Source organism: Streptomyces nitrosporeus (assembly GCF_008704555.1).
GTDB lineage: Bacteria > Actinomycetota > Actinomycetes > Streptomycetales > Streptomycetaceae > Streptomyces > Streptomyces nitrosporeus.
On the sequence record NZ_CP023702.1, the window covers coordinates 1,673,886 to 1,696,496 of the forward strand.

Annotated in this window: 16 protein-coding genes and 4 pseudogenes; 12 read left to right on the forward strand and 8 right to left on the reverse strand. The window is 70.5% G+C overall.

Annotated elements, in window-relative coordinates:
• The first annotated feature begins 76 nt into the window (after positions 1-76).
• Together CP967_RS07105 and CP967_RS07110 are read left to right on the forward strand one after the other, a co-directional pair.
• Positions 77-562, forward strand: a complete 486-nt coding sequence (locus CP967_RS07105) for a MarR family winged helix-turn-helix transcriptional regulator (protein ID WP_150487138.1) — start codon at positions 77-79, stop codon at positions 560-562.
• 375 nt (positions 563-937) lie between these two features.
• Positions 938-1,473, forward strand: a pseudogene (locus tag CP967_RS07110) (transposase); the annotation flags it as partial.
• A 33-nt stretch (positions 1,474-1,506) separates the two neighbouring features.
• Here the strand turns inward: CP967_RS07110 and CP967_RS07115 are convergent.
• Positions 1,507-1,860 carry a hypothetical protein gene (locus CP967_RS07115; protein WP_150487139.1) on the reverse strand — a complete coding sequence of 118 codons (354 nt, stop codon included), beginning with the start codon at positions 1,858-1,860 and terminating at the stop codon, positions 1,507-1,509.
• A gap of 9 nt (positions 1,861-1,869) precedes the next feature.
• Here CP967_RS07115 and CP967_RS07120 point away from each other — a divergent pair.
• Positions 1,870-2,410, forward strand: a pseudogene (locus tag CP967_RS07120) (transposase); the annotation flags it as partial.
• 27 nt (positions 2,411-2,437) lie between these two features.
• Here the strand turns inward: CP967_RS07120 and CP967_RS07125 are convergent.
• The 5 genes from CP967_RS07125 to CP967_RS07145 all read right to left on the reverse strand — a co-directional run bounded on the left by CP967_RS07125 (position 2,438) and on the right by CP967_RS07145 (position 8,173).
• Positions 2,438-2,839 carry a hypothetical protein gene (locus CP967_RS07125; protein ID WP_229888336.1) on the reverse strand — a complete coding sequence of 134 codons (402 nt, stop codon included), beginning with the start codon at positions 2,837-2,839 and terminating at the stop codon, positions 2,438-2,440.
• Positions 2,840-2,963: 124 nt separating this feature from the next.
• A complete protein-coding gene (locus CP967_RS07130) occupies positions 2,964-3,947 on the reverse strand; it encodes a phosphotransferase family protein (protein WP_150487140.1) in 984 nt (327 codons plus the stop codon).
• Positions 3,948-4,224: 277 nt separating this feature from the next.
• Positions 4,225-5,649, reverse strand: coding sequence for a non-reducing end alpha-L-arabinofuranosidase family hydrolase (locus CP967_RS07135; RefSeq protein WP_150487141.1), 1,425 nt, complete (start codon positions 5,647-5,649; stop codon positions 4,225-4,227).
• A gap of 645 nt (positions 5,650-6,294) precedes the next feature.
• A complete protein-coding gene (locus CP967_RS07140) occupies positions 6,295-6,945 on the reverse strand; it encodes a response regulator transcription factor (protein ID WP_150487142.1) in 651 nt (216 codons plus the stop codon).
• A 1-nt stretch (position 6,946) separates the two neighbouring features.
• Complete coding sequence (locus CP967_RS07145) at positions 6,947-8,173, reverse strand: sensor histidine kinase (protein ID WP_150487143.1); 1,227 nt, start codon at positions 8,171-8,173, stop codon at positions 6,947-6,949.
• An 84-nt stretch (positions 8,174-8,257) separates the two neighbouring features.
• Between CP967_RS07145 and CP967_RS07150 the strand changes: the two genes are divergently transcribed.
• Together CP967_RS07150 and CP967_RS07155 are read left to right on the forward strand one after the other, a co-directional pair.
• Positions 8,258-9,223, forward strand: a complete 966-nt coding sequence (locus tag CP967_RS07150; RefSeq protein WP_150487144.1) for an ABC transporter ATP-binding protein — start codon at positions 8,258-8,260, stop codon at positions 9,221-9,223.
• A gap of 2 nt (positions 9,224-9,225) precedes the next feature.
• Positions 9,226-9,975 carry an ABC transporter permease gene (locus tag CP967_RS07155; RefSeq protein ID WP_150487145.1) on the forward strand — a complete coding sequence of 250 codons (750 nt, stop codon included), beginning with the start codon at positions 9,226-9,228 and terminating at the stop codon, positions 9,973-9,975.
• 224 nt (positions 9,976-10,199) lie between these two features.
• Here the strand turns inward: CP967_RS07155 and CP967_RS07160 are convergent, their stop codons facing one another.
• Positions 10,200-10,922 (reverse strand): NUDIX hydrolase, encoded by a 723-nt coding sequence (locus CP967_RS07160; protein ID WP_150487146.1) that lies wholly within the window; start codon positions 10,920-10,922, stop codon positions 10,200-10,202.
• Positions 10,923-11,091: 169 nt separating this feature from the next.
• On the opposite strand from CP967_RS07160, the gene CP967_RS07165 reads away from it, so the two are divergent.
• The 6 genes and pseudogenes from CP967_RS07165 to CP967_RS35375 all read left to right on the forward strand — a co-directional run.
• Positions 11,092-12,762 (forward strand): hypothetical protein, encoded by a 1,671-nt coding sequence (locus tag CP967_RS07165; RefSeq protein ID WP_208838863.1) that lies wholly within the window; start codon positions 11,092-11,094, stop codon positions 12,760-12,762.
• The gene (locus tag CP967_RS07170) at positions 12,759-13,679 is read left to right on the forward strand and encodes a 5'-methylthioadenosine/S-adenosylhomocysteine nucleosidase family protein (RefSeq protein WP_150487148.1); all 921 of its coding nucleotides are present in this window, start codon (positions 12,759-12,761) and stop codon (positions 13,677-13,679) included. The genes CP967_RS07165 and CP967_RS07170 overlap by 4 nt, the downstream gene beginning before the upstream one ends.
• Positions 13,680-13,728: 49 nt before the next feature.
• Entirely contained in the window at positions 13,729-14,394 is a 666-nt protein-coding gene (locus CP967_RS07175) for a hypothetical protein (RefSeq protein WP_150487149.1), read from the forward strand.
• Positions 14,395-15,145: 751 nt separating this feature from the next.
• Complete coding sequence (locus CP967_RS07180) at positions 15,146-16,579, forward strand: endo-1,4-beta-xylanase (RefSeq protein WP_150487150.1); 1,434 nt, start codon at positions 15,146-15,148, stop codon at positions 16,577-16,579.
• A gap of 461 nt (positions 16,580-17,040) precedes the next feature.
• Positions 17,041-17,256, forward strand: a pseudogene (locus tag CP967_RS35370) (transposase); the annotation flags it as partial.
• A gap of 125 nt (positions 17,257-17,381) precedes the next feature.
• Positions 17,382-17,636 (forward strand): annotated as a pseudogene (locus CP967_RS35375) (IS3 family transposase); the annotation flags it as partial.
• A gap of 227 nt (positions 17,637-17,863) precedes the next feature.
• Here the strand turns inward: CP967_RS35375 and CP967_RS07200 are convergent.
• Positions 17,864-20,698 carry an AfsR/SARP family transcriptional regulator gene (locus tag CP967_RS07200; protein ID WP_150487153.1) on the reverse strand — a complete coding sequence of 945 codons (2,835 nt, stop codon included), beginning with the start codon at positions 20,696-20,698 and terminating at the stop codon, positions 17,864-17,866.
• A gap of 100 nt (positions 20,699-20,798) precedes the next feature.
• Between CP967_RS07200 and CP967_RS07205 the strand changes: the two genes are divergently transcribed.
• Positions 20,799-22,355, forward strand: a complete 1,557-nt coding sequence (locus tag CP967_RS07205) for an MFS transporter (RefSeq protein WP_150487154.1) — start codon at positions 20,799-20,801, stop codon at positions 22,353-22,355.
• The last annotated feature ends 256 nt before the right edge of the window (positions 22,356-22,611 follow it).

Here is a 22,611-nt window from a genome sequence, read left to right on the forward strand (position 1 = left end):
CTCCCTGGTTGGTTTGTATTCCCAATCAAAACCAGAGTTATTGGTAATACAAACAATGTCAAGTAGGGTGGCGGTCATGGCTCACGACGACCCCACGGGCGCCCCGACGGCTCACGACGACCCCACGGACGCCCTGATCGACGGCCTGGTCCGCAGCGCCTTCCAGATCATGGGCGTGCTCACCCGCATCGGGGCCGAGCACGATCTGTCCCTCACCCAGCTGCGTGTGCTCGGAATCCTGCGGGACCGCCGCCCCCGCATGAGCGACCTGGCGGCCTTCCTCGGCCTCGACAAGTCGACCCTGTCCGGCCTCATCGACCGCGCCGAACGGCGCGGGCTGCTCGCACGCGGCGCCAGCCCCGAGGACAGGCGTGCCGTCGTCGTCCTGATCACCGACGCGGGACGCGACCTCGCCGAACGTATGGACGAGGAAATCCGGGAGGCCCTCGCACCGGCCACCGGCCGCCTCGGACCGGAACAGCGCCGGCAGCTCGCGCAGCTCCTCGAACCCGTCCTCACCCCACCGCTGCCGGCCGCGCCGCGCCCCACCGGCCGGCGCTGAGGAGAGGCCGCGGGCCCACGGCCGGGCGCGTCCCCTGAAGGCTGTCCCCTGCGCGTCATCCCGACACTGTTGGCCAATTCCTTGGGCTGAACGTGGCGTCGGCCTTCACGGCCCGGTGTGGCCGTGAAGGCCGACGTCGTGTCCGGGAGGGCCGGTGTCGTTGCACGCCAGGAAGATCGACGGGGTTCTGGAGGAGACGGCCCGAATGGCACGGGCCGCGTTCCCGAGGGGCAGCCTGGCGATGCGGATCCGTGACGAGTCGGGCGAGCCGTTCCCGGACGCGGACTTCGCCGGGCTGTATCCGAACAGGGGGAGCCGGCGTGGTCGCACGCCAGGCCGGCCCTGGTGTGCGGGCGGTAAAAGAGCTACTGACTGGTGATCAACGGCCTTCCCTTCCGGCAACGGACCGGCATCCCGTGGCGGGACCTGCCCATGCGATTCGGCAAGTGGAAGGCGGTGCATGACAGGCACCGCAGGTGGTCGGCGGACGGCACCTGGGACAGGATCTCGCGGGCCGTCCAGGCCGACGCCGGTAGCGAGGGCCGTCCCGACCGGACGATGGCGACGGGTGGACTCGACGGTCTGCCGGGCGCACCAGCACGCGGCCGGAGCATCCTCAGCCGCGACAAGGCGTACAACTCCCGCCACAACCGCCGCTGTCTGCGACGCCGACAGATCCGGCACACCCTCCCCGAGCGCCGCGACCAGCAGCCCACCGGCAAAACCGCGGTAGCAAAGGCGGGCGGCCAACCGGCTTCGACCGGGCCCGGTATGCCCGCAGGAACGAGGTCGAGCGCACGATCAACGCCCCCAAGGGCTTCAGTGCCGCACCCACTCGATTCGGCAAACGGGCTTACGTCTTCCACGGCACGGTGACCGTCACCGCGATCCGGCTCCGGCTCCGCTCTTGAGCCTCTTCTCGCCTGCTTCCGGCCCGCCCCGGCCTACCGCAGGACGGGCCGGTTGGCGGATGTGTACTCGGCCGCGATGTCGAACACGCCGGCACAGCGGGGGCATTCAGCCTTGCCGAAGAGGGAGGCGATTCCGTCAGCGAGTACCTCGTGCCCGTCGAGGACAGCGGTCTCGTACATCCACCGGCCGGTACCGGAGAGCGCCTCGGAGGGCGCCGGCCGTAGGTCACGGCGGTCCACGTCGCCCAGGTTCCGGTCCCGGATCGCTGAATAGTGCCCGTGGTCCCCGACGGCGATCGTCACTTCCACGGCGCAGTGGGGGCACGCCAGGTGGGAGAAGTCATCCGTGAAGTCCCCCAGGACGGCACTCCAGTGGTACTCCTCCATGGCCGCGAGCGCATCGAGGAAGGCCGCGACGCCGAGCCCAGCGCCTGCATCCTCGACGCCCGGAGCATCAAGACCTCGGCCAACGTGCCCGCGACCGGCCAGGGCATCGACGCGGGCAAGAAGATCGCAGGCCGCAAACGGCACATCGGCGTCGACACCGTCGGCCTTCTCCTGGCCGTCTGGGTACTGCCGCCGGCGTCTCCGACAAGCCGGCGGAATCCGCCTGCTCTCGAACATCGCCGGAGGCCACCCTTGCGTCACCAAGGCGTGGGCCGACAGCGGCTACCGCACCAAGGCCATCGACCACGGCGCCCGCCTGGGCATCGACGTCGAAGTCATCCGCCGCGACCCCGCCCAGAAGGGCTTCAAGGTGATCCCGCGGCGCTGGGTCGTCGAGCGGGCCTTCGGCTGGCTCATGCACCACCGCCGCCTCGCCCGCGACTACGAAACCCACCCACACCGCTCCGAAGCCATGATCAACATAGCGATGATCGACCTCATGAGCCGCAGACTCACCCGCGAATCGACCCACAACTGGCGCGACAGCTGAACGGCGGCAGCGTCGGGCTCCTGCGAATCACAGCAGGTAGGGCCACAAGCTGACGGTGTTCCGCTCCACACTGATCTCGACCCACGTTCCATCAACAGCAGTCGATGGCGGCAGGTCGGCGAGGTCGAACAGGATGTGGGTTCCAGCTACTTCCAGCATGGCTCCGCCATCGCCCGCCAAGCCCAGCCGCCCCCGAAAGACGATCCGACCGCCTTCCTCCTCATCCACCCCGGGTGAAAATGAAGTGGCCGGTCGAGTGTTGCCGCCCCAGACCACGTCCTCTTCAACAGTCCACTCCACATGATGTTCGCGGCCCACTCCCGTCGGTTCGCCGCACCAGAACGCCGCAGCGGCACCCACCTCCGAGCGCACCCGAACCGTCGCCCGCCCGTCGGCGACCTGCCCCACCGCCTCCACCTGAACCAACACCCCGCAAGCATCCACGACAGTTTGGTGTTCCCAAACACTCTCGCCAGGACAAAACGCTCTTCAACAGCCCTCCGGCCCACTCCGCAGGACTCCTGCCCGTAGGCGTTCGCTCCAGCGATGAGGTTCAGGCATAGCGGCCGAAAAGGGCTCCAATGTATCCCTCCAGCCTTTGAGCCAGTACACCGGCTGTCAGATCGACGCGGCCCAGTTCACGCCAGGGGACGGCGACCTTCTCCGCGTCCGGAGCGAATCCCAGCGCGTCCAGCAGCCGCCAGTAGAGAGGAGCAGTGCCGTCTTCAGCCAAGGTTCCTCCCGCGGCGACGTAGCGGTCGGCAAAGCGCATACCGGCGGGAATCCCGTGCAGCAGAGCGAGGGCCGTCGAGCAATGAGCCACGTCCAAGTCGGCCGGCCCCCAGGAAGTCTCCACCCAGTCGACGACCCCACTGATCTGGAGATCATCACCGGTACCCGTGAAGAGGACGTTGCCGGGATGGAAGTCCCGATGCAGGAAGCAGCCCTGATAGGCCGGGGGCTCCTGGCGGATGACGTCGACAGCCCGCTGCCAGAGCTCAGGCCGCTCGGTCGCCACGGGCAGAGTCACTCGCTCGGGGGCGGCCCATGCCTGGTAGGTGCGAGGCCGTTGTCGCGTGGTCACCGCCAGCTGATGGATCCGCACCAGCTGCCGGGCCAGCAGTTCAGCGCGGTCATCAGCGTCCTGGTCGTCCAGGCGCACGGTCCCTGGCAGCAGGGACATCAGCAAGGAGGGGTGATCGCAGTACTGCGCCGTCGCATCCACCGTTACGAGCGTGGCCGCAGGCACGTCCGTGTCGCCGAGGAGGCGCAGGACAGCCGCCTCACGGGTCAGCAGACCCCCCGCGTGCCGAACGAAGAAGGGCTTGACGAAGGACCGGAGGACGAGTGAGCGCCGGCCGCCTGGACCACGGAGGTCAAGGCGGCGCATCTCCGACGTCCAGCCGCCACGCAGGTGCACAACATTTTCGATGTGCTCCGCCTCGGACAACCCCTTCTCCACCCAGGAGCGCGTGGCACCCCAGCCTTGACCGCCGGGATCCGCGCCGATGCCCTCGACCCCCTCATCCGAAACCATGCGGGCAGACTATCCGCCCCCCAGTCAGCGCATCCCGGGAACCGGGTTCGCCAACAGTGTCGTCATGCCTGCCGGGGAAAGAGGAGGAGGGCGCGTCGCGTCACCGGGGCGGCCGAGGGCCGCCGGGGGCGACCGGCGTGCGCTCGGGGCGCAGAAGGCGTCATGGAACTCCGCCCCCGTCTTGGCCCGGCCCGCGTGCACCCCCCTCCGCACACCGGTGGCCGTGTCCCGTCCCGGTCCCCGGGGATCGCATCGCGGCCCCCGGGAACCGGCAAGGTCAGCGCCGCAGGGTGAGGACCCCCGGCCGCCACGGCAGCCGGTTGTACTCGCCGCCCGCGTCGGGCGCCTTGCCCTGGTAGAGGAACCGCAGGTTGCAGGGGTCGACGGTCATGGTCTGGTCGGGGTTGTCGCGGACCAGGTCGCCGTGGCTGATGTCGTTGGTCCAGGTGGCACCGCTGTTGGCCTTGCCCGCGAAGGGGCTGCTCTCGGTGGCGGCCTGCGGGGTCCACGTCCCGTTCAGGCTGGAGGCCGTGAAGGAGCGGAAGTAGCGCCCGTTCGCACCCATCGCCTCGACGATCATGAGGTACTGGCTCCGGTCCTTGACCTTGTAGACCTGGACGCCCTCGAACAGGTTGGCCTTCGTGTCGCTCATGACCGTCGTGTACGACGAGCCGAAGCTGCCCGGGAAGTTCCCGATCGGCATGCTCGCCCGGTAGATCTTCCCGTTGTCACCGGCGAAGAACAGGTACATGTTCTGTCCGTCGGCGATCAGGGTCTGATCGATCGGGCCGGTGTCGGATCCGGAGATGCTCCCGGTGAACAGCGGCTGCGGGGAGGACCAGCCGTTGGGGTCGGCGGGGTTGCTCGACGTGCGGTAGATGAAGGGCCACGCGCCCCACTGGTACGCCAGTACCCAGATGTTCTTGGGCGCGAAGTAGAACAGCGTGGGCGCCACCGCGGCCTGGCTCATTCCCGTCTGGCCGGCCGACGCCATGTCCGGCCAGTCCGTGAAGGGACTGAACATCATCGAACCGTACGACGACCCCGACACGTTCGACGCGTAGACCAGGTGCTTGCCGTTGTGGGTCACGGTGGTGAAGTCCTTCACCGCGGCCCACCCGTTCGCCGGCTGCGCCAGCACGCCCGTAGACGTCCACCGGTACGCCGACGGAAGGGAACACGTGCCGTCCGTCGGCGGCGTCGCGGGCAGACCGGTCCACTTCTGGTTGCTGCCGCCGTTGCACGTCCAGAGCTGGACCGCTGTGCCGTTGGCCGTACCGGCGCCCGCGGCCTCCAGGCACAGCCCGGACTCCACGCCGACGACCGTGCCGTCGGAGTTCACCCGCCACTGCTGGTTCGCACCGCCGGAGCAGCCCCAGATCTGCACCCTGGTACCGGGTGTGGTGGCGTGGCCCGGAACGTCCAGGCACTTGTCGCCGTACACGGTCAGCTGGCCGCTGTCCGTCGACGTCCACTGCTGGTTGGTCCCGCCCCAGCAGTCGTAGAGCTGGAGGGTAGTGCCGTCGGTCCGTTCGCCGCCCGTCACGTCGACGCACCGGCCCGAACCGGCACCGCGCAGGGCGCCGCTGGCGGCCGCCTGGGCCGGGGTGGCGACAAGCATCGCCGCCAGCGCCGCCAGGACCGCGACCGCGGCGGCGAGCACCGCGGGCGTGCGCCCGCGGCTGAGACTTCCTCTGTACATGGGGACTTCCCCAACCTGTGGTGGGTGGTTCCGGCCGGTCCCGTCGGAGGCCGGCCGGACTGCCGGGGCGGTGCTGTGCTGTGCGGCCCGCGGGCACCACGGCGGACCGCTTGCGCCTTCTCCGTGCCTCGCCGACGTGCGACGACAGGAAAAGAAATGACGAGAGCATGACATATACGCACGACGACCCCCTTCGGGCCCGCCGTCCGGGACACGGCTCGAAGACGCCCTGCCGCACCGTGGAGCGACTTCGCCATGTTCGCAATATCGAACAAAGGTCGAAGTACCGAGCAACCTGAATGATAGGGAACCGGCTAGCGACGTCAATACTTCTCACATGTATCGCCATCGGAACCGAAACATTTCGTAGCGGCCGTCCGAAGAACTTCGCACGTCACACCGCCAGTTCGCCGATCTCCGCCCTCTCCTGCCACCGAGCGGAGCGTTCCCGCAGCCGGCGCGGGCGCCTTTCGACCGCATCTCCACCACCCCGGACGGGTCGGCTTTCCGAATGACCCCGGAAATTTCGGCGTTCCCCTTCCGGCCCCGGGAAAGGGCGCCGGACGGGCGTCACGCCCAAGAGACCCCGGCACCCCGACGCCCCGGGCACGGCACTCCGGACACGGCACTCCGGACACGGCGCCCTCAGCGCAGCTCGATGAAGCCCGCCTCATAGGCGAACACCACGGCCTGCGTACGGTCCCGGGCCCCCAGTTTGGCCAGGGTGCTGCTGACATGGGTCTTGACCGTCTGCACCCCGAGGAACAGCTCCGCGGCGATCTCCGCGTTCGACATCCCCCGGCCCATCAGGCGCAGCACCTCCGCCTCCCGCTCGGTGAACCGCACACGGGCCGGCCCGCCCCCGGCGTCCCGCCTGCGCCGTCCCGACACCAGGCCGCGGATGGCGGAGGGGAAGAGCACCGAGTCCCCCGTGGCCACGGTGCGCACGGCCTGGACGATCTCGGCCGGCCGGGACCGCTTGAGCAGGAACCCCGAAGCCCCCTCGCGCAGCGCCTCGTAGACGTAGTCGTCGCGCTCGAAGGTGGTGATCACGAGTACGCGGGGCGGCCGCGGTACCCGCGCCATGAGTTCGCGTGTGGCGGCGATGCCGTCGACCCGGGGCATCCGGACATCCATGATCACCACGTCCGGCCGCAGCTCCAGCACCTTGGTGACCACCTCGGAGCCGTCGGACGCCTCGCCGACGACGGTGATTCCCGGGCTGTTGCCGAGGATGGCGGACAGTCCGGTGCGGACGAGTTCCTCGTCGTCGACGAGGAGGACGGAGATGGTCATCTCAGGATCCCAACCGTAGGGGCAGAGAGGCGCTGACGGTCCAGCGCCCCGACTCGGCTCCGGCGGTGGCCCGGCCGCCGAGGAGTGCGGCCCTCTCCCGCAGGCCGCGCAGGCCCTTGCCCGTGCCCGGTACCCGGCCGGCCTCCTCCACCAGGGTATTCGCCACCGAGATCTCCAACCGGCCCCCCGTGATGTCCAGTCCGATGTCCACGGCAGAACCGGGAGCGTGCTTCATGGCGTTGGTCAGTGACTCCTGGATGATGCGGTACGCCTCACGGGCGACCACGCCGGGCACCTCCTCGAAGCTCGCGGCGGCCCGGCAGGTGACGGCCACTCCGGCCGCCCGGCTCGCCTCCAGCAACGGCCCGATGTCCTCCAGCGTGGGGCGCGCCGCCCGGACCGGCCCGTCCTCCTCCCCCTTCAGATAGCCGAGGGTGCGTTCCAGATCCTCCAGTGCGCGCCGGCCGGTCTCCTCGATCGCGGTGAGGGCACGGACCACGAAGTCCCGGTCCACGTCGATCAGTTCGCGGGCCGCCCCGGCCTGGAGGACGCTCGCCGTGAGGGCGTGTCCGAGGGAGTCGTGCAGTTCGCCCGCCAGCCGGTTGCGCGCCAGGAGGTCCTCCGCCCGCCGTTCCGCGTCCGCGAGCCGCTCCGCGGGCGACGGCCCCAGCAGCCTTGCCGCCAGCATGAGCTGCACCTCGCCCGCCCCGACGACCACGACGGCGACCAGGAGCAGCAGGGGCGGTACGAACACCAGGTACCAGATGTGCTCGCGGCCCCCCTGGATCTCCAGTCCCATGGCCCGGTGGACTCCCCCGGCCGCCGGCGCGGCCGCCACCGTGCCCGTCAGGGACAGCAGTTGGGCCAGCAGGCCGGCGAACAGCAGCCCCCACCACATCCGCACGACGAGCCAGACGCCGGTGCGCCGGCGTTCCGTGAAGCTGTCCGCCCTGGCCAGGCTGATTTCGTTCTCGTCCCGCGGCACCAGCAGCAGCCGGGCCTGGATCCCCTCGGCGCGCCGCACCCCCGGCAGCATGCCCAGCAGCAGCAGGAGGGGCACCGGGACGAGCGCCGAGAGGAGGAGGGTCCTCGCGAGGGACTCGGGGAACCCCGGGTAGACCAGCGTGCACACCGGTCCCACCGCCGCGCCGGTGAGCAGGTGCAGGGCACGGGTGTAGGTGCGCCCCCGGGCCAGGACGGCGAGCCCAGACGCGGGCGTGGCGGCCATCGTGTCTCTCCTCCCTCCCCGGAGGGAGGCGACTCCCGCCTCCGGGGGATCCGCTGTACGCGGCGAAACGGTTGGCTCAAGGACATGAAGAACGACAGGGAGATCACGAACGGTACGGGAGCCGCGCCCGCCATCGATGTGGCGGGCCTGGTCAAGTCCTACGGCGGCAGGACCGTGGTGGACGGCCTGACCTTCCAGGTGCGGGCCGGAGCGGTCACCGGCTTCCTCGGCCCCAACGGCGCCGGGAAGTCCACGACCATGCGGATGGTGCTCGGCCTGGACCGCCCCACCCGAGGCCGCGTGCTCGTCTCCGGCCGGCCCTACCGGGCCCTGCGCGAACCCCTGCGGCACGTCGGCGCCCTGCTGGACGCGGGAGCGGTCCACCCCGGCCGGACCGCTCGCGACCACCTCCTCTGCGTCTCCCGTGCCAACCGCATCCCCGGCACCCGGGTCGGAGAAGTACTGGAACAGGTCGGCCTGACCACCGCCGCCGGACGCCGCACCGGTGGATTCTCCCTCGGTATGCGCCAGCGCCTGGGCATCGCCACCGCCCTGCTCGGCGACCCGCGGGTCCTGATCCTGGACGAACCCGTCAACGGCCTGGACCCCGAGGGCATCCGGTGGCTGCGCCGCTTCCTGAAGGACAGGGCGGCCGAGGGCCGCGCGGTGCTCGTCTCCAGCCATCTGATGACCGAAACGGCCCTGCTCGCCGACCACCTGGTCATCATCGGAAAAGGCCGCCTGCTCGCCGACGTCTCCATGGCCGGATTCGCCGCGGAACACGGCCGCGTCCGCGTCCGGGTGGGAACCACCGAACCGGTACGGCTGCGCGCCGCCCTGGAACGCGGGAACCTCCGGGTGGAGACCGCCGCCGACGGCGCCCTCGAGGTGTACGGGACCGGCCCCGCCGAGGTCGGCCGGATCGCCGCCCGTGAGGGGACCCCCGTCCTGGAACTCTCCCGGACCGAGGACTCCCTGGAAGACGCCTTCATGCGCATGACCGCCGACTCGGTGGAATACGCGACACGGCCTCTCGGAAAGGCGGTCTGAACATGTCCTTCGTCGCGGTACTCCACTCGGAGTGGACGAAGATCCGCTCGGTCCGCTCGGCCGCCTGGGCCCTGCCGCTGTCCGCCGCCCTCCTCATCGGCATCGGCGCCGGTGTGTGCGGCTCGGTCGGTGCCGCCGAGTCCGACGCCGAGGACTTCGACCCGGTCCAGCTCGGCTACTACGGCCTCTTCTTCGCTCATGTCGTCGTGATCGCCTTCGCGGTCCTGGTGGTCGGCAACGAGTACAGCACGGGCACCATCCGCACCTCCCTGGCCGCCGTCCCCCGGCGCGGCCTCCTCTACGGCGCCAAACTGACCACCGGCGCCGCACTCGCCCTGGCAGCCGGGGCGACCGCCTCGGCCGGCACCTTCCTCGCCTCGCAGAGCCTGCTCGGTGAACACGGCCTCTCCCCCGGCGACGAGGGAGCCGTCCGCGCCGTCGTCGCCGGAGCCCTCTACTTCCCCCTGCTGGCCCTCATGTGCATGGGCGTCACCGCGATGCTCCGCAGCCGGACGCTCTCCATGGGCCTCCTCGTCCCCGTCCTCTTCCTCGTCTCCCCCGTCCTCGCCGAGATCCCCGGCCTGCGCGCCCTGTCCTGGTACCTCCCGGACCGCGCCGGCCAGTACGCCCTGCGGTCCGTCCCCGACCCGGCCGCCCCCTACACCCCGGCGGCCGGCCTCCTGGTCCTCGCGCTCTGGGCGTCCGCGGCGACGGCGGGCGGCTGGCTCGTCCTCCGCAGGCGCGACGCGTGACCGGGGCGGTACAGCCGAACGGCGGCCCGGAGGAGCCACCTGGTACGGCGTGAGGGGACGGCGGTGTCACCAGCCGCCCCTTCGTACCGTTCGCCCTCCCCGGACGCGCAGCCGCACCAGCGGCAGGACCACGCGACCACCGCCGGCCTTCACCGGAGGGGCCGCGCCCGAACAGCCCTGCCCCCCATACTCCGGGCCGTTACCGGAGCCGGGAATCCGGCCGGCTACGCGGGCTGCCCGCCGGCGCGCAGCAGTGGCGGACTCAACACCCATGCGCTCCCTCTGCGGTAGAGCGCGGCCGGGCGGCCCGTGGAAGGCATCCTCTGCCCGCCCGTGGCTTCCACGAACCCCGTGGTTCCCAGCACCTTGCGCCGGAAGTTACTCGGGTCCAGCGACTGCCCCCAGACGACCTCATAGACCGTACGCAACTCGCTGAGGGTGAACTCAGAGGCGCAGAAGGCCGTGGCGACAGGGGTGTACTCGAGTTTGCGCCGGACCTCTTCCAAAGCCTCGGCAAGGATCTCGGAATGATCGAATGCCAGTCTCGTCCCGTCCCGGCCGAGCTCTTCCACCGTTGCCCAGTAGGCGTTTTCCGCATCGGTGCCACCCACAGGCACGGGCAGGTCCGGCCCGAGGGCCAGGTATGCGACGGTGACCACCCGCCCTCTCGGGTCCCGGCCCGGATCACCGTAAGCACCCAGCTGTTCCAGGTGCAACGCCCCACCGTCGATACCGGCTTCCTCCCTCAACTCGCGCAGCGCTCCTTCACGCAAGGTCTCGCTCTTCTGGACATACCCGCCGGGGAGCGCGGGCCGGCCGAGGAAGGGCTCCACTCCTCGGTCGACCAGAAGAACCATCAGGTGATCGCCTCGCAGCGTGAAAATCGCCAGATCCACCGTTACCCACGAAGCCTCCACCTCATCGGAGTCTTTCAGCCAGTCATCCACGGGACCCCCTAAAGGTCACATTGACTCAAACACTCTCGCCACTTATGGTCACACAGACCTTAACCTCAGGAGGCGAGGGCAGGGCATGACCACCTCCCCCGTACAGTCGGCAAAGGTTTCAGGCGAGGAACTCACGGACGCGACACGGCACTTATGCGCGGGGCCCTACGTGGACGAACATTTCCGCGACCTCGTGATCGACAAGATCTGCACATCACCGCACCGCAGGGTCGCCCCTTCCTACGGGTTCGACATCGTCCCCGTCATGCGCCACGCATGGCGGGCCGCCGCCCTCGCGGCCGTTCCGCGCGTCACACTGCTGGGATCCGTGATCGCACCCGCGTGCGTGGGCGCCCTGCCCGCGAGCGTCCTCGTGGCATGCGGCCTCGCCCTCCTGTGCCTGCTCCGTCTGGCCCTGCTCATACATCGGGGCGACCGCGAGCCCCGGAGCAGCCGGAAGCCGGGGCGCCGCAACAAGGAGATGCGGTACCGCCATCGACGCCGTCTCCAGCGTTTCCTCCCGCGGAGGAAGTCGGAGAAGTCACAGGCGCTGCGACGTGTCGGAGGGATCGCGTTCGGCCTGGTGGCGACCGGCCTCGCGATCGGTCTCGTCCACCCCCGTCACGCCGCCACGGCCCTCCACGTGGGGGCGGGCATCGTACTCATGTGCCTCGCCGTCGGGGCTCTGCGTCAGCTGCAGCTCAACCGGATCCTCCGGACGCCGTCCCTGCGTCCCGTCCGGCTGTCCCCCCGGCAACAGGTCGCCGACGTCCAGCAGAGGGACGTCCACACCGTGTACCGCCGTCTCCGCCACAGCCAGGACGAGGAAGCGGCCGACGACGACCTGACCGTGTTCACCCTCTTCGGCGAGGAGTCGCCCTTCATCGGTGCCGGAGAGATCGTCTACCAGTGGAACCCGCCCATGAGCGTCCAGCTCCTGCGACCCGTCGAGGACGACGACACCCCCCTGCACGAACGGGAACACCCCGTACCCCCGTTCCAGGCCCATGAGCTCGTCGAGCACCTGCGCAAGGCGGTCCACCTGCTGAACACCGACAGCCACGATGTCCGCCTGCCCGCCCAGGTCAGAGACCGCGTCTACGTGTCCGAGACCGACGTGGCAACCGACCGCTCCCTGCTCCCCCGGAAGCTCACCGACGTGGATCTGCGGGAGATCATCAACACGCCGGGGTCGAGAGGACATCACTTCCTCGAGGTCACGACACCGCTGGAGGGCGCGGAGTACGTCGCGACCGTCCTGCTCCACGTGAGCGTACGGGGACGGACCCTGATCATCTCCACGGCGGCATGCGTGCTCGCACATACGCCGAGGTCCTTCCAGCGGACAGCCGAATTCGGCCAGCACGGCCTCATCGCGGTCGTATGGGCCGCTTTCCGCGAACTGGCCACGCTCCCCCAGCAGGTCCAGCGTTCATGGCGGATCCTCCACTACCTCCTCGCCCTGGCCAAAGCCGCCGCCCTGCCCCCGGATCTCACCTCCACGCCGATCCGCAACGTCCTCATCGGCAGTCGCGTGAGCATCCGGGAACAGCCGGCTCAGACGTGGTCCAAGGTGCAACTGGAGAAGACCGACATCCTCGGCCGGATGAAGACGATCGAACAGCGTCTTCTCCGGGCGGCAGGCGACTTCCTGCTGACCAAGGGCGTGGACGCGTCAGAGTTCAACAACCGGGCACTCAAGATCATCAACAGCGGAATCTTCAACTTCGGTGACAACAACACCATCAGCAACAACGCCGTAGGCGATGCGGCCCAAGTCAGCGCACCGGCGCACCCTGCCACAGGAACCGACAGCCCCAGCGACGGAGGAACCACGTGAACACCGACCGAGGCATCAGCGCCCATGGAAACGGCAACACCATCAGCAACAACGCCGTGGGCGAACACGCCCAGGTCATCGCGACACCGTCCGCAGAACGGATCGGCACACCGGCGACCGGCTCCACGGCCCCAGCGGACCGGGATACGTGGGACATCGGGATCGTCACCATCCTCAGCGAGGAACTGCGCGCACTGTGCGACGAGTTGAAACTCGAACGGCACAAGGAGCCGGGCGGCCTCTACTTCTATCGCGGAGAACACACCACTCCGGACTCGACCGTCCGCGTCGTCGCCACCCAGACCCAGAGCCAAGGGCAGCGGTCGGCCATGGCCGCCCTGGAGAATCTGCGCCGCCATTACGCGCCCCGGCTGTGGGCTCTCGTCGGTGTGGGGGGAGGCATCCACGACGAGCACGCCCGCATCGGGAACGTCATCGTCTCGACCGAGGTCGTCTACTACGAGAACCGCAAGATCAATCCACTCGGGGACATCCGCAGGCGTGGCGAACACCGGCAGGCCCCGGCCCAGGTGGTGCACGCCGTGAACGCGTTCTTCACCGAACACGGCACCCCCGCCCGTATCCACGGCCAGCCGGCCTCGCAGCCCTCACAGGAGTACTACGAGGTGTATCCGGGGCTGATCGGCTCCGGTGAAGCGGTCATCGCCGACCGCGACAGCGACATCCGCCGATACCTCGCGCACTACAACGAGAAAGTGCTGGCGGTGGACATGGAAGCGGGCGGCTTGAGCCAGTACTGGCAGGAGAACTCGGTCCAGGACGAGACGAACCCCGGCTGGGTCGTCATCCGAGGGGTCTCCGACAACGCCGACGAGGAGAAGGGGCACGCGCACCACGGACTCGCGGCCCGGAACGCAGCCCATGTGCTGCGGCTTCTGCTGCCCTTCCTCTGCTGACGGATCGAGGCCCCGCCGCACGCGACCCGACACCGGAAGAGGGCTTTACATGAACGACCTTCTGACAGGGATCCTCGGCTCTCTGGCGGCCAGCGCGATCCTCATCGTTCTCGGCCTGCTACGCGGCGCCCGTCCCATGTGGTGGCTGGTCGCCGTCTGCTCCCGGTACACGAGGACCGGGCTCGGGCGCGTATACCTCCACCAGACCTCCGCCGAACAGGACCTCGCTCGCGATCTGCGACGAGCCCGCTGGGTCAAAGTCCTGGCAGGCCGGGGGAACGTGCTCACCCGTGAGGTCTTCTCACCCCTGTGGTCGGCGGACCCGGCCACGCAGACCGTCCAGATCCTCCTGCCCGACCCCGACTCCGGGCAGGACTCGTGGCTCGACCGGCGCTCCCAGGAGATAGCCCGGTTCGATCCGGGCTACACCCGGGATCTGCTCAGAAGCCAGGTCCGGACGAACATCGACTACCTGGCCCGGGTGGCACAGACGAGGGACGGCATCGAACTGCGCACCTTCAACCTGCCGAACAACTGCCGCGTGATCGCGACGGATCATGCCGCCTACCTCACTTTCTACGGTGCGTCGGCACACGGCAGGAACTCCCCCTGCCTGTACGCCCGGGCTCCCGGCATCCTGTACAGCGCCGCCCTGCGCCAGTTCGACGCGGCCTGGGCACACGCCACACCGACTCTTCCGGCGTCTCTTCCCTGACGAACCGGGAAACCCGTCTGAGGCGACAGGCCCTCACGACGAGCGTCGACAGCCCGGTGCCCGGGTGGGCACGCGGTGCGCCGCCGCCGGCGCGCCCGCCTGAAGCCTCGGGTCAGGCAGCCTTCCTCACCGGCGCAGGGATCGCGAGCAGGCGCCTTGGCCGGGCCGGGGGCGAGCGGCCGTACCACATGAGCTGCGCGCCTCCTGGGGACCGGTTCAAGGTGACCTCGGTGGACAGCGAACGGAAGCACCGTGGGTCCGGGACGTTCTCGAAAGTTTCGATAATTCCTGGATACCCTGACGCCACAAGCTAGGGATGCGGGGCACTCCGGTCAAGGCTTGCCACCGTCCTGTCCACAAACAACGCCTGCCCTTCGGCCCCTACAAGGAATCGCTCCGGCCGGGCCTCTCCTGAGCGTACGCACACATTTCACCAGCTCAGGGCCCACACACAGGGGGGAGGACGGACAAGCGGCGTCCGCGCACCCGCCCGACCGCAGAGCTGCGACGTCCGCCTGCGGCAACGCCGGGCCGCATTCCAACTCACCAGGGTGTCGAAATGTTTCGAATAATCAATCGAAACTTATTCTGTCAAAACTATTGACGGCCCATCACCGGCGCCTCAATCATCCCTGTCTGAGGAACTGGCCATGGTTCGGCACACCGAACGCCGGCCTCGGCATTCCGTGCTGCACGACAGATCCGCGCACTGTTTCAGTCCTTCCGTGATTCCCCCCTTGGAGGCACAGTCATGGGCTCCTACGCCCTTCCCGGACCCACTGTCCGCCGGAAAGCTCGCAGCCTGCTGTTGGGGCTGGTCGTCGGCGCCCTCGGCGCGTCCGCCGCTCTGATCGCGCCACCGGAAGCACACGCCGCCGAGAGCACACTCGGCGCCGCGGCGGCGCAGAGCGGCCGCTATTTCGGCACCGCCATCGCCTCGGGCAGGCTCAACGACTCGACATACACGTCGATCGCGAACCGCGAGTTCAACATGGTGACGGCGGAGAACGAGATGAAGATCGACGCCACCGAACCGCAGCGGGGCCAGTTCAACTTCAGCTCCGCCGACCGCGTCTACAACTGGGCGGTGCAGAACGGCAAGCAGGTGCGCGGCCACACCCTGGCCTGGCACTCCCAGCAGCCCGGCTGGATGCAGAGCCTCAGCGGCAACGATCTGCGCCAAGCGATGGTCGGCCACATCAACGGCGTGATGGCCCACTACAAGGGCAAGATCGTCCAATGGGACGTCGTGAACGAGGCGTTCGCCGACGGAAGTTCGGGAGCCCGACGCGACTCCAACCTGCAGCGCAGCGGCAACGACTGGATCGAGCTCGCCTTCCGCACCGCACGCGCCGCCGACCCGTCCGCCAAGCTCTGCTACAACGACTACAACGTCGAGGACTGGACCTGGGCCAAGACCCAGGCCATGTACTCCATGGTCCGGGACTTCAAGCAGCGCGGTGTGCCGATCGACTGCGTCGGCTTCCAGGCGCACTTCAACAGCGGCAGCCCCTACAACAGCAACTTCCGCACCACCCTGCAGAACTTCGCCGCCCTCGGCGTCGACGTGGCCGTCACCGAGCTGGACATCCAGGGCGCCTCGCCCACGACCTACGCCAACGTGACCAACGACTGCCTGGCCGTCGCGCGCTGCCTCGGCGTCACCGTCTGGGGTGTGCGCGACAGCGACTCCTGGCGGGCGGAGCACACGCCGCTGCTGTTCAACAACGACGGAAGCAAGAAGGCCGCCTACTCCGCCGTCCTCAACGCGCTCAACGCAGGCGACACAACTGAGCCCCCGGCGGATTCCGGACAGATCAAGGGCGTCGGTTCGAACCGCTGCCTGGATGTGCCCAACGCCAGTACCAGCGACGGCACCCAGCTCCAGCTGTGGGACTGCGGCAGCGGCACCAACCAGCAGTGGGTGGCCACCGCCTCGGGTGAGTTCCGGGTCTACGGCGACAAGTGTCTGGACGCCGCCGGCACGAGCAACGGCAGCAAGGTCCAGATCTACAGCTGCTGGGGCGGCGACAACCAGAAATGGCGCGTCAACTCCGACGGATCCATCGTCGGCGTCCAGTCCGGCCTCTGCCTGGACGCCGTCGGGACCGGCACCGCCAACGGCACCCGGATCCAGCTCTACTCCTGCTCGAACGGCAGCAACCAGCGCTGGACCCTCACCTGACGGGACCCGCCCTCGACTGACGGGCCCCGCCCTCGACGAGGACGCGGACCGATGACGGCCTGCGGGACGGCTTCGCCCACTCCTTCAGGAAGACATCCCCGATGGGAGGGCCGCCGCCATGGTGACGGCGGCCCTCCCGTCGGCACGCTCACCGCAGCGGGTCCGGTGCCCGTCGAGGGGGTGACGAGGGCACGGGTTCCTGGTGGGTCCCGGCCGGTCACACCAGCGGCAGGACGCAGGACGCAGGACGCCCCGGCGTCCACCACCGAGGGCGCGCCGGTGCACGTGCGACGACGGAGCCGGCCTGCAGCCGGCCGTTAGACCCGGGTCCGCACAGCAAGCGGTTCAACTCGCGGGCCGGTTGCCGCCACCGCCCCGGTGAGGCCACCGGGCCTTGATCCCTGATGTTGGACACACGAGACACTGGATCCTGCGGATCTGAGAACGGGCATCTCGTGGTCATGAAGAACTACCCGCCTCAGTTCAAGGCGGACGCGGTCGCGCTGTACGAGTCGCGGCCGGAAGCGACGGTCAGGTCGGTCGCCGCCGATCCGGGGATCAACCCGGAGACCTTGCGGAACCGGGTGAGGGCAGCCGGGGTGAGCCGTCCCCGGGGACGGGGGACGCAGGAAACCTCTCAGCCGGCGGTGCCGTGGGAGGCGGAGAACGCCGCCTTGCGGAAGAAGGTCCGTGAGCTGGGGAGGAACGCGAGATCCTGCGCAAAGCCGCCAAGTATTTCGCCGGGGAGACGCGCTGGTGAACCGCTTCCAGTGTGTCGCCGGCCTTCCAGCGCCGTCACGGCGTGGAGCGGCTGTGCAGCATCCTCGGCGTCAGCCGCTCGGGCTTCTGCTACTGGCGCCGGACAGCCGCGGACCGATCCGCCCGGCAGGCGGCCGAGGCCCGCCTGGCCGCCCGGATACGGGCGGTGCATCTCGAGTCGGACGGCACTTACGGAGCCCCGAGGATCACCGCCGAGCTGCGCGAGGAGAACGGTGAGGCGGTCAACCACAAGCGGGTCGCCAGGATCATGCGGGCGTCGGGGATCGAGGGGGTCCGGTTGCGTCGCCGGCACCGCACCACGGTCCCCGACCCGGCCGCGACCAAGGCGCCGGACCTGATCGGCCGCGGCTTCACCGCGGACAGACCGAACACGAAGTACGTCGGTGACATCACCTACCTGCCCGTCGACGGCGGGAAATCCTGCTACCTGGCGACCGTCATCGACCCGGAGCGCGGGGCCCGCCGCACCCGGAGGGGACGCCGGTCACGGCCCCGGCGGTTCAATCACGCCCGGGCGACGAGGTCCAGTTCCACCAGCGCGGCAGCGGCGTGCGCGGCGTGGCCCGAGGACTGGCTCTTGGCCAGGGCCCGGTTCAGATGGGATGTGGCGGCGTCCCGGTCACCGCGGAGCCGTGCGGCATGCCCGAGGCCGATCTCGGCACGGATCTCGCCCCGGTGATAGGCGCGTTCGGCCGACACGGACAGGGCGCGCTCGTACAACTCCGTCGCCCGCTCGGTGAGGCCGCTCGACAGCGCTGCCCTGCCGAGGAAGGTCAGCGTCTCGACGACCTCGGTCCACAGGCCGAGCTCCTCGGCCATCAGGAGCCCCTCGCGGTGCAGCCGTTCGGTCCGCGCGCGGTCGCCCTCGCGTTCGGCCGCGAGCGCCAGGGCCCGGGTGGCCCGGAGCCGGCCCCAGCGGTCGTCGACCTCGCGGAACAGCGCGGCGCCCAGCTCCGCCGACCCGTCCCGGTCCGGGGCGTGGCTCGCCAGCTCCACCAGGGCCGCGGCCTGGCCCCAGCGGTCCCGGGCGGCGCGGGCCCCGGCCAGGCTGGCCTCCACCAGCCGCCGCCCCTCGCGGTGGTGGCCGCGGCCGGTCAGCCCGGTGCCGACGAACCACTGGAGCCGGGCCTTCAGCACCGGGTCCTCGACCCCTGCGGCGGGGTCCTCGCCCGCCGGGCCGGGCACGGCGTCGGCCTGCGAGGTGCGCAGCTCGACACCGGCCAGCCAGACCCGTGCCGTCAGGCGCGCGGCCGGCGCGGCCCCGGCGTCGGCCGCCAGCGCCGTCCGCAGCGACCTGCGGGCCTCGGGGAACCGTCCGCGCAGGAACCAGTACCAGGCCAGCGCGTTCACCAGCCGCACCGCGTACCCGGCGGGGCCCCGGGCGACCGCGAGGTCCAGGGCACGGCGCAGATTGACGGTCTCCGCGTTGAGGCGTTCCAGGGAACACCGCTGGTCCGGGCCGCGCAGCCGCTCGCTCTCCCGCTCGGCCGACTCGGTGCAGTACCGCACGAAGCGCGCGCGTACGGCGTTCTCCTCGTCCGCCTCCGCCAGCCGCTCGGCGCAGTAGGCGGCCACCGATTCGAGCAGCCGGAACCGGTCGCCCTCACGGACCACCAGCGAGCGGTCCACCAGCCGGGAGAGCAGGTCGGGGATCCGCTCGGCGGGCAACTCCCCGTCGGCGCAGACCGCTTGGGCGGAGGGCATGACGCAGCCGTCGGCATGCACGACCAGGCGGCGCAGCACGGTGCGCTCGTCCGGCGGCAGCAGCTGCCAGCTCCAGTCGAGCATGCCCCGCAGCGTCTGCTGGCGGTCCGGGAGTCCGCGCACCCGTACGTCAGGCCGGGCGAACCGGTCGTCCAGCCGGGCGGCGAGCTCCTGCGGGCTCAGCGTCCGCAGCCGGGACGCGACGAGTTCCAGGGCGAGCGGAATCCCGTCGAGGCGGCGGCAGATGGTGGCGACGGCCTCCGCGTTGTCCGCGTCGAGGGCGAAACCGGGCGCCGCGGCGGCGGCTCGCTGCACGAACAGCTCGACGGCGCTGGACCGGGCGACCGCCTGCGGACCGGTGTGTTCCGGCAACGACAGCGGCGGCACCGGGTGCACCACCTCGCCGGGGATGTCCAGGGCTTCCTGGCTGGTGAGCAGGAGGTGGGCCGCCGGCACGGCCGACAGCAAGGTCCTGGCGAGCACGGCGACCGGTTCGACGAGGTGCTCGCAGTTGTCCAGCAGGATCAGCAGCCGCTTGTCGGCCACCGCCTGGCACAGCCAGCCCACCAGGTCGTCCAGGTCCGGTTCGGTCGCGGCGGTGTCGCACAGGCCCAGCGTCGTGATGACGCGTTCGGCGATGTCGTCCGGGCCGGACGCGGCGCCCAGGCCGGCCAGCTCGACCAGCCACACCCCGTCGGCGTACCGCCCGGCCGCGTCGCCCGCCGCGGTGATCGCCAGCCGCGTCTTGCCCACCCCGCCGAGGCCGGTGAGGGTGACGAGACGGGGGTTCGCGCCGGGGTCCAGCCGGGCCAGCACCTGCGCGGCCGCCTCGCGCCGGCCGATCAGCGGGGTCAGCGGAGCGGGCAGGTTCGTCCGGCACGACCGCGACCCGATCGCCGGCGTGGCCAGCTGCGGCTCCTGGCGCAGGATCGCCTCGTGCAGCGCGGCGGCCTCCGGACCGGGCGAGGCGCCCAGCTCCTCGGCCAGCTCCCGGCGCAGCTCCTGGAAGCTCTGCAGCGCGTCGCCCTGCCGCCCGGAGCGGTACAGGGCGCGCATGTGGGCCATGCGCAGCCGCTCGCGCAGCGGGTGCCGCGCCACCACCGCCCCCAGTTCCGCCGCCAGCGCCGCGTGCTCGCCCAGGGTCAGCCGGACCTCGGCGTGGTCCTCGACGACGGCCAGGCGCAGCTCCTCCAGCCGGGCGATCTCACTGCGGGCGAACAGGGATTCGGCCACGTCCGCGTAGGCCGGGCCCCGCCACAGGGCGAGCGCGTCGGCGAACAGGTCCGCCTTCACCGCCGGCTCCCGGTGGGCGCGGGCGCGGTCGGCGAGCTCCTGGAACCTCAGGGCGTCGACCACGGCGTCCGCGAGCAGCAGCCGGTAGCCGGCGGGCTCGCGGACCACCTGCTCCCGGCCCAGCACCCGGCGCAGCTGGGAGATCTTGGTCTGCAGGGTGTTGGCGGACCCGCCCGGCGGGTTGCTCGCCCACAGGTCCTCGATGAGGCGGTCCGCCGGCACCGGCCCGCCACCGTGGACAAGCAGGTTCGCCAGCAGGGCGCGCACCTTCGCTTCGGGGACCCTGACCAGCCGCCCCTCGGAGTCCCAGACAGCCAGCGGGCCGAGCACCCCGTAACGCATGGCCGCAGTCTATCGCCGAACGACCCTCAGGAAACCGTGCGTGGGGGGCGGCACAGTGGCGGTCGCATACCGACGATCCGAGAAGAAGGCAGGAAGTGCCATGAGCACAACGACCGCAGGCAAGGCGGGAGCCCGGGAGTGGGGAGGGCTGGCCGTCCTCTCGTTGCCCACCGTGCTGCTGGGCCTCGACGTCACCGTGCTGTACCTGACCCTCCCCTCACTGTCCGAGGATCTGCGCCCGTCCGGTACCCAAGAGCTGTGGATCATGGACGCCTACGGGTTCCTGATCGCCGGCTTCCTGCTCACCATGGGCACGTTGGGCGACCGGATCGGCCGCCGCCGGCTGCTGATGATCGGGGCGGCGGCCTTCGGTGCCGTCTCGGTGCTGGCGGCCTACGCCACCAGCGCCGACATGCTCATCGCCGCGCGGGCGGCCCTCGGGGTCGCCGGTGCCACCCTGATGCCGTCCACGCTGGCCCTGATCAGCAACATGTTCGCCAACCAGCGGCAGCGCTCCCTGGCGATCGGTGTCTGGGCCACGAGCTTCGCGCTCGGCATGGCGCTCGGCCCGGTGGTCGGCGGGGTGATGCTGGACCACTTCTGGTGGGGTTCGGTGTTCCTCCTGGCGGTGCCGGTCGCGATCGTGCTGCTGGTGGCCGCGCCGCTCCTGATCCCCGAGTACTCGGCGCCGCGGAGCGGCAGGTTCGACCTGGTCAGCGTGACGCTGTCCCTGCTCGCGATCCTGCCGGCGGTCTACGCGGTGAAGCGCTTCGCCAAGGACGGCCTCGATCTGCCGATGGTCGCCGCCGCGCTGATCGGCGCGGTCTTCGCGGTGCTGTTCGTCCGCAGGCAGGGCAGGCTGGAGAGCCCGCTGCTGGATGTGCGCCTGTTCGCCGACCGGACGTTCAGCGCCGCGCTGAGCGTGCTGCTCGCCGGTCTCGTCGGCGTCGGCGGCTCGATGCTGCTGATCACCCAGCAGCTCCAGTTCGTGGAGGGGCTGCCGCCGGTCGAGGCGGGGCTGTGGATGGGCCCGCCCGCCCTGCTGATGTTCCTGGCCGCGATCGGCTCGCCCCTGGTCGCGCGGCGGGTGCCGCCGGGTCTCGTGGTGGCGGCCACCCTGGCGCTGTCCACGGTCGGATACGTCCTGCTCGCCCTGGTGGGCCCCTCGGGCGGCATCGCCCTGATGGTCGTCGGATTCGGCCTCGTCTACCTCGGGCTCGGGGCGATCGCGGCCCTGGGCACGGACCTGGTGGTCGGGGCGGCCCCGCCGGAGAAGGCGGGCTCGGCCTCGGCGATGTCGGAGACCGTGCAGGAACTGGGCCTCGCGCTCGGTGTGGCGGTCCTGGGCAGCCTGGCGACCGCGGTCTACCGCGGCCGGATCGACGGCAGCATCCCCGCCGGCACCCCGTCGGACGTGGCCGACGCCGCGGGCGACAGCCTCGCCGGCGCCGTCGCCTCGGCCCAGCAGATGCCCGCCGACTGGCTCGGCCTCGCCAAGGAGGCCGCCACCTCCGGCATGAACACGGCGATGGTCGTGGCCGCGGCGTGCACCGTGGTCCTGTCGGTCCTGTCCGCCGTCGTGCTGCGGCACGTCGGAGCCATCAGCGACGAACCGGAAGCCGCGGCGGAGGCGAAGCCGGTGGAGTCGCGGGTCTGAGCGGCCGCGCCCCGCGCCCGCCACTCCCGCTCGCGGGGGCGGCGGGGCAGCGGGCGGCGGGCGCGGGTGGCGGGCGCGGGTGGCGGGGCGGTGGGCGGCGGGGCGGCGCGCGAGCACCGGAATACGCCTCGGGCCGCGTGGCGCCCGGAAACAGCAGCTCCAAGGGCGGTGGCGTGCTTTATGCGCAGGACGGGCGCTGATGTACCGCGGTCCGGAGAACAGCGTGACCCGGACCGCACCCGCCTGTTCTCCCTGA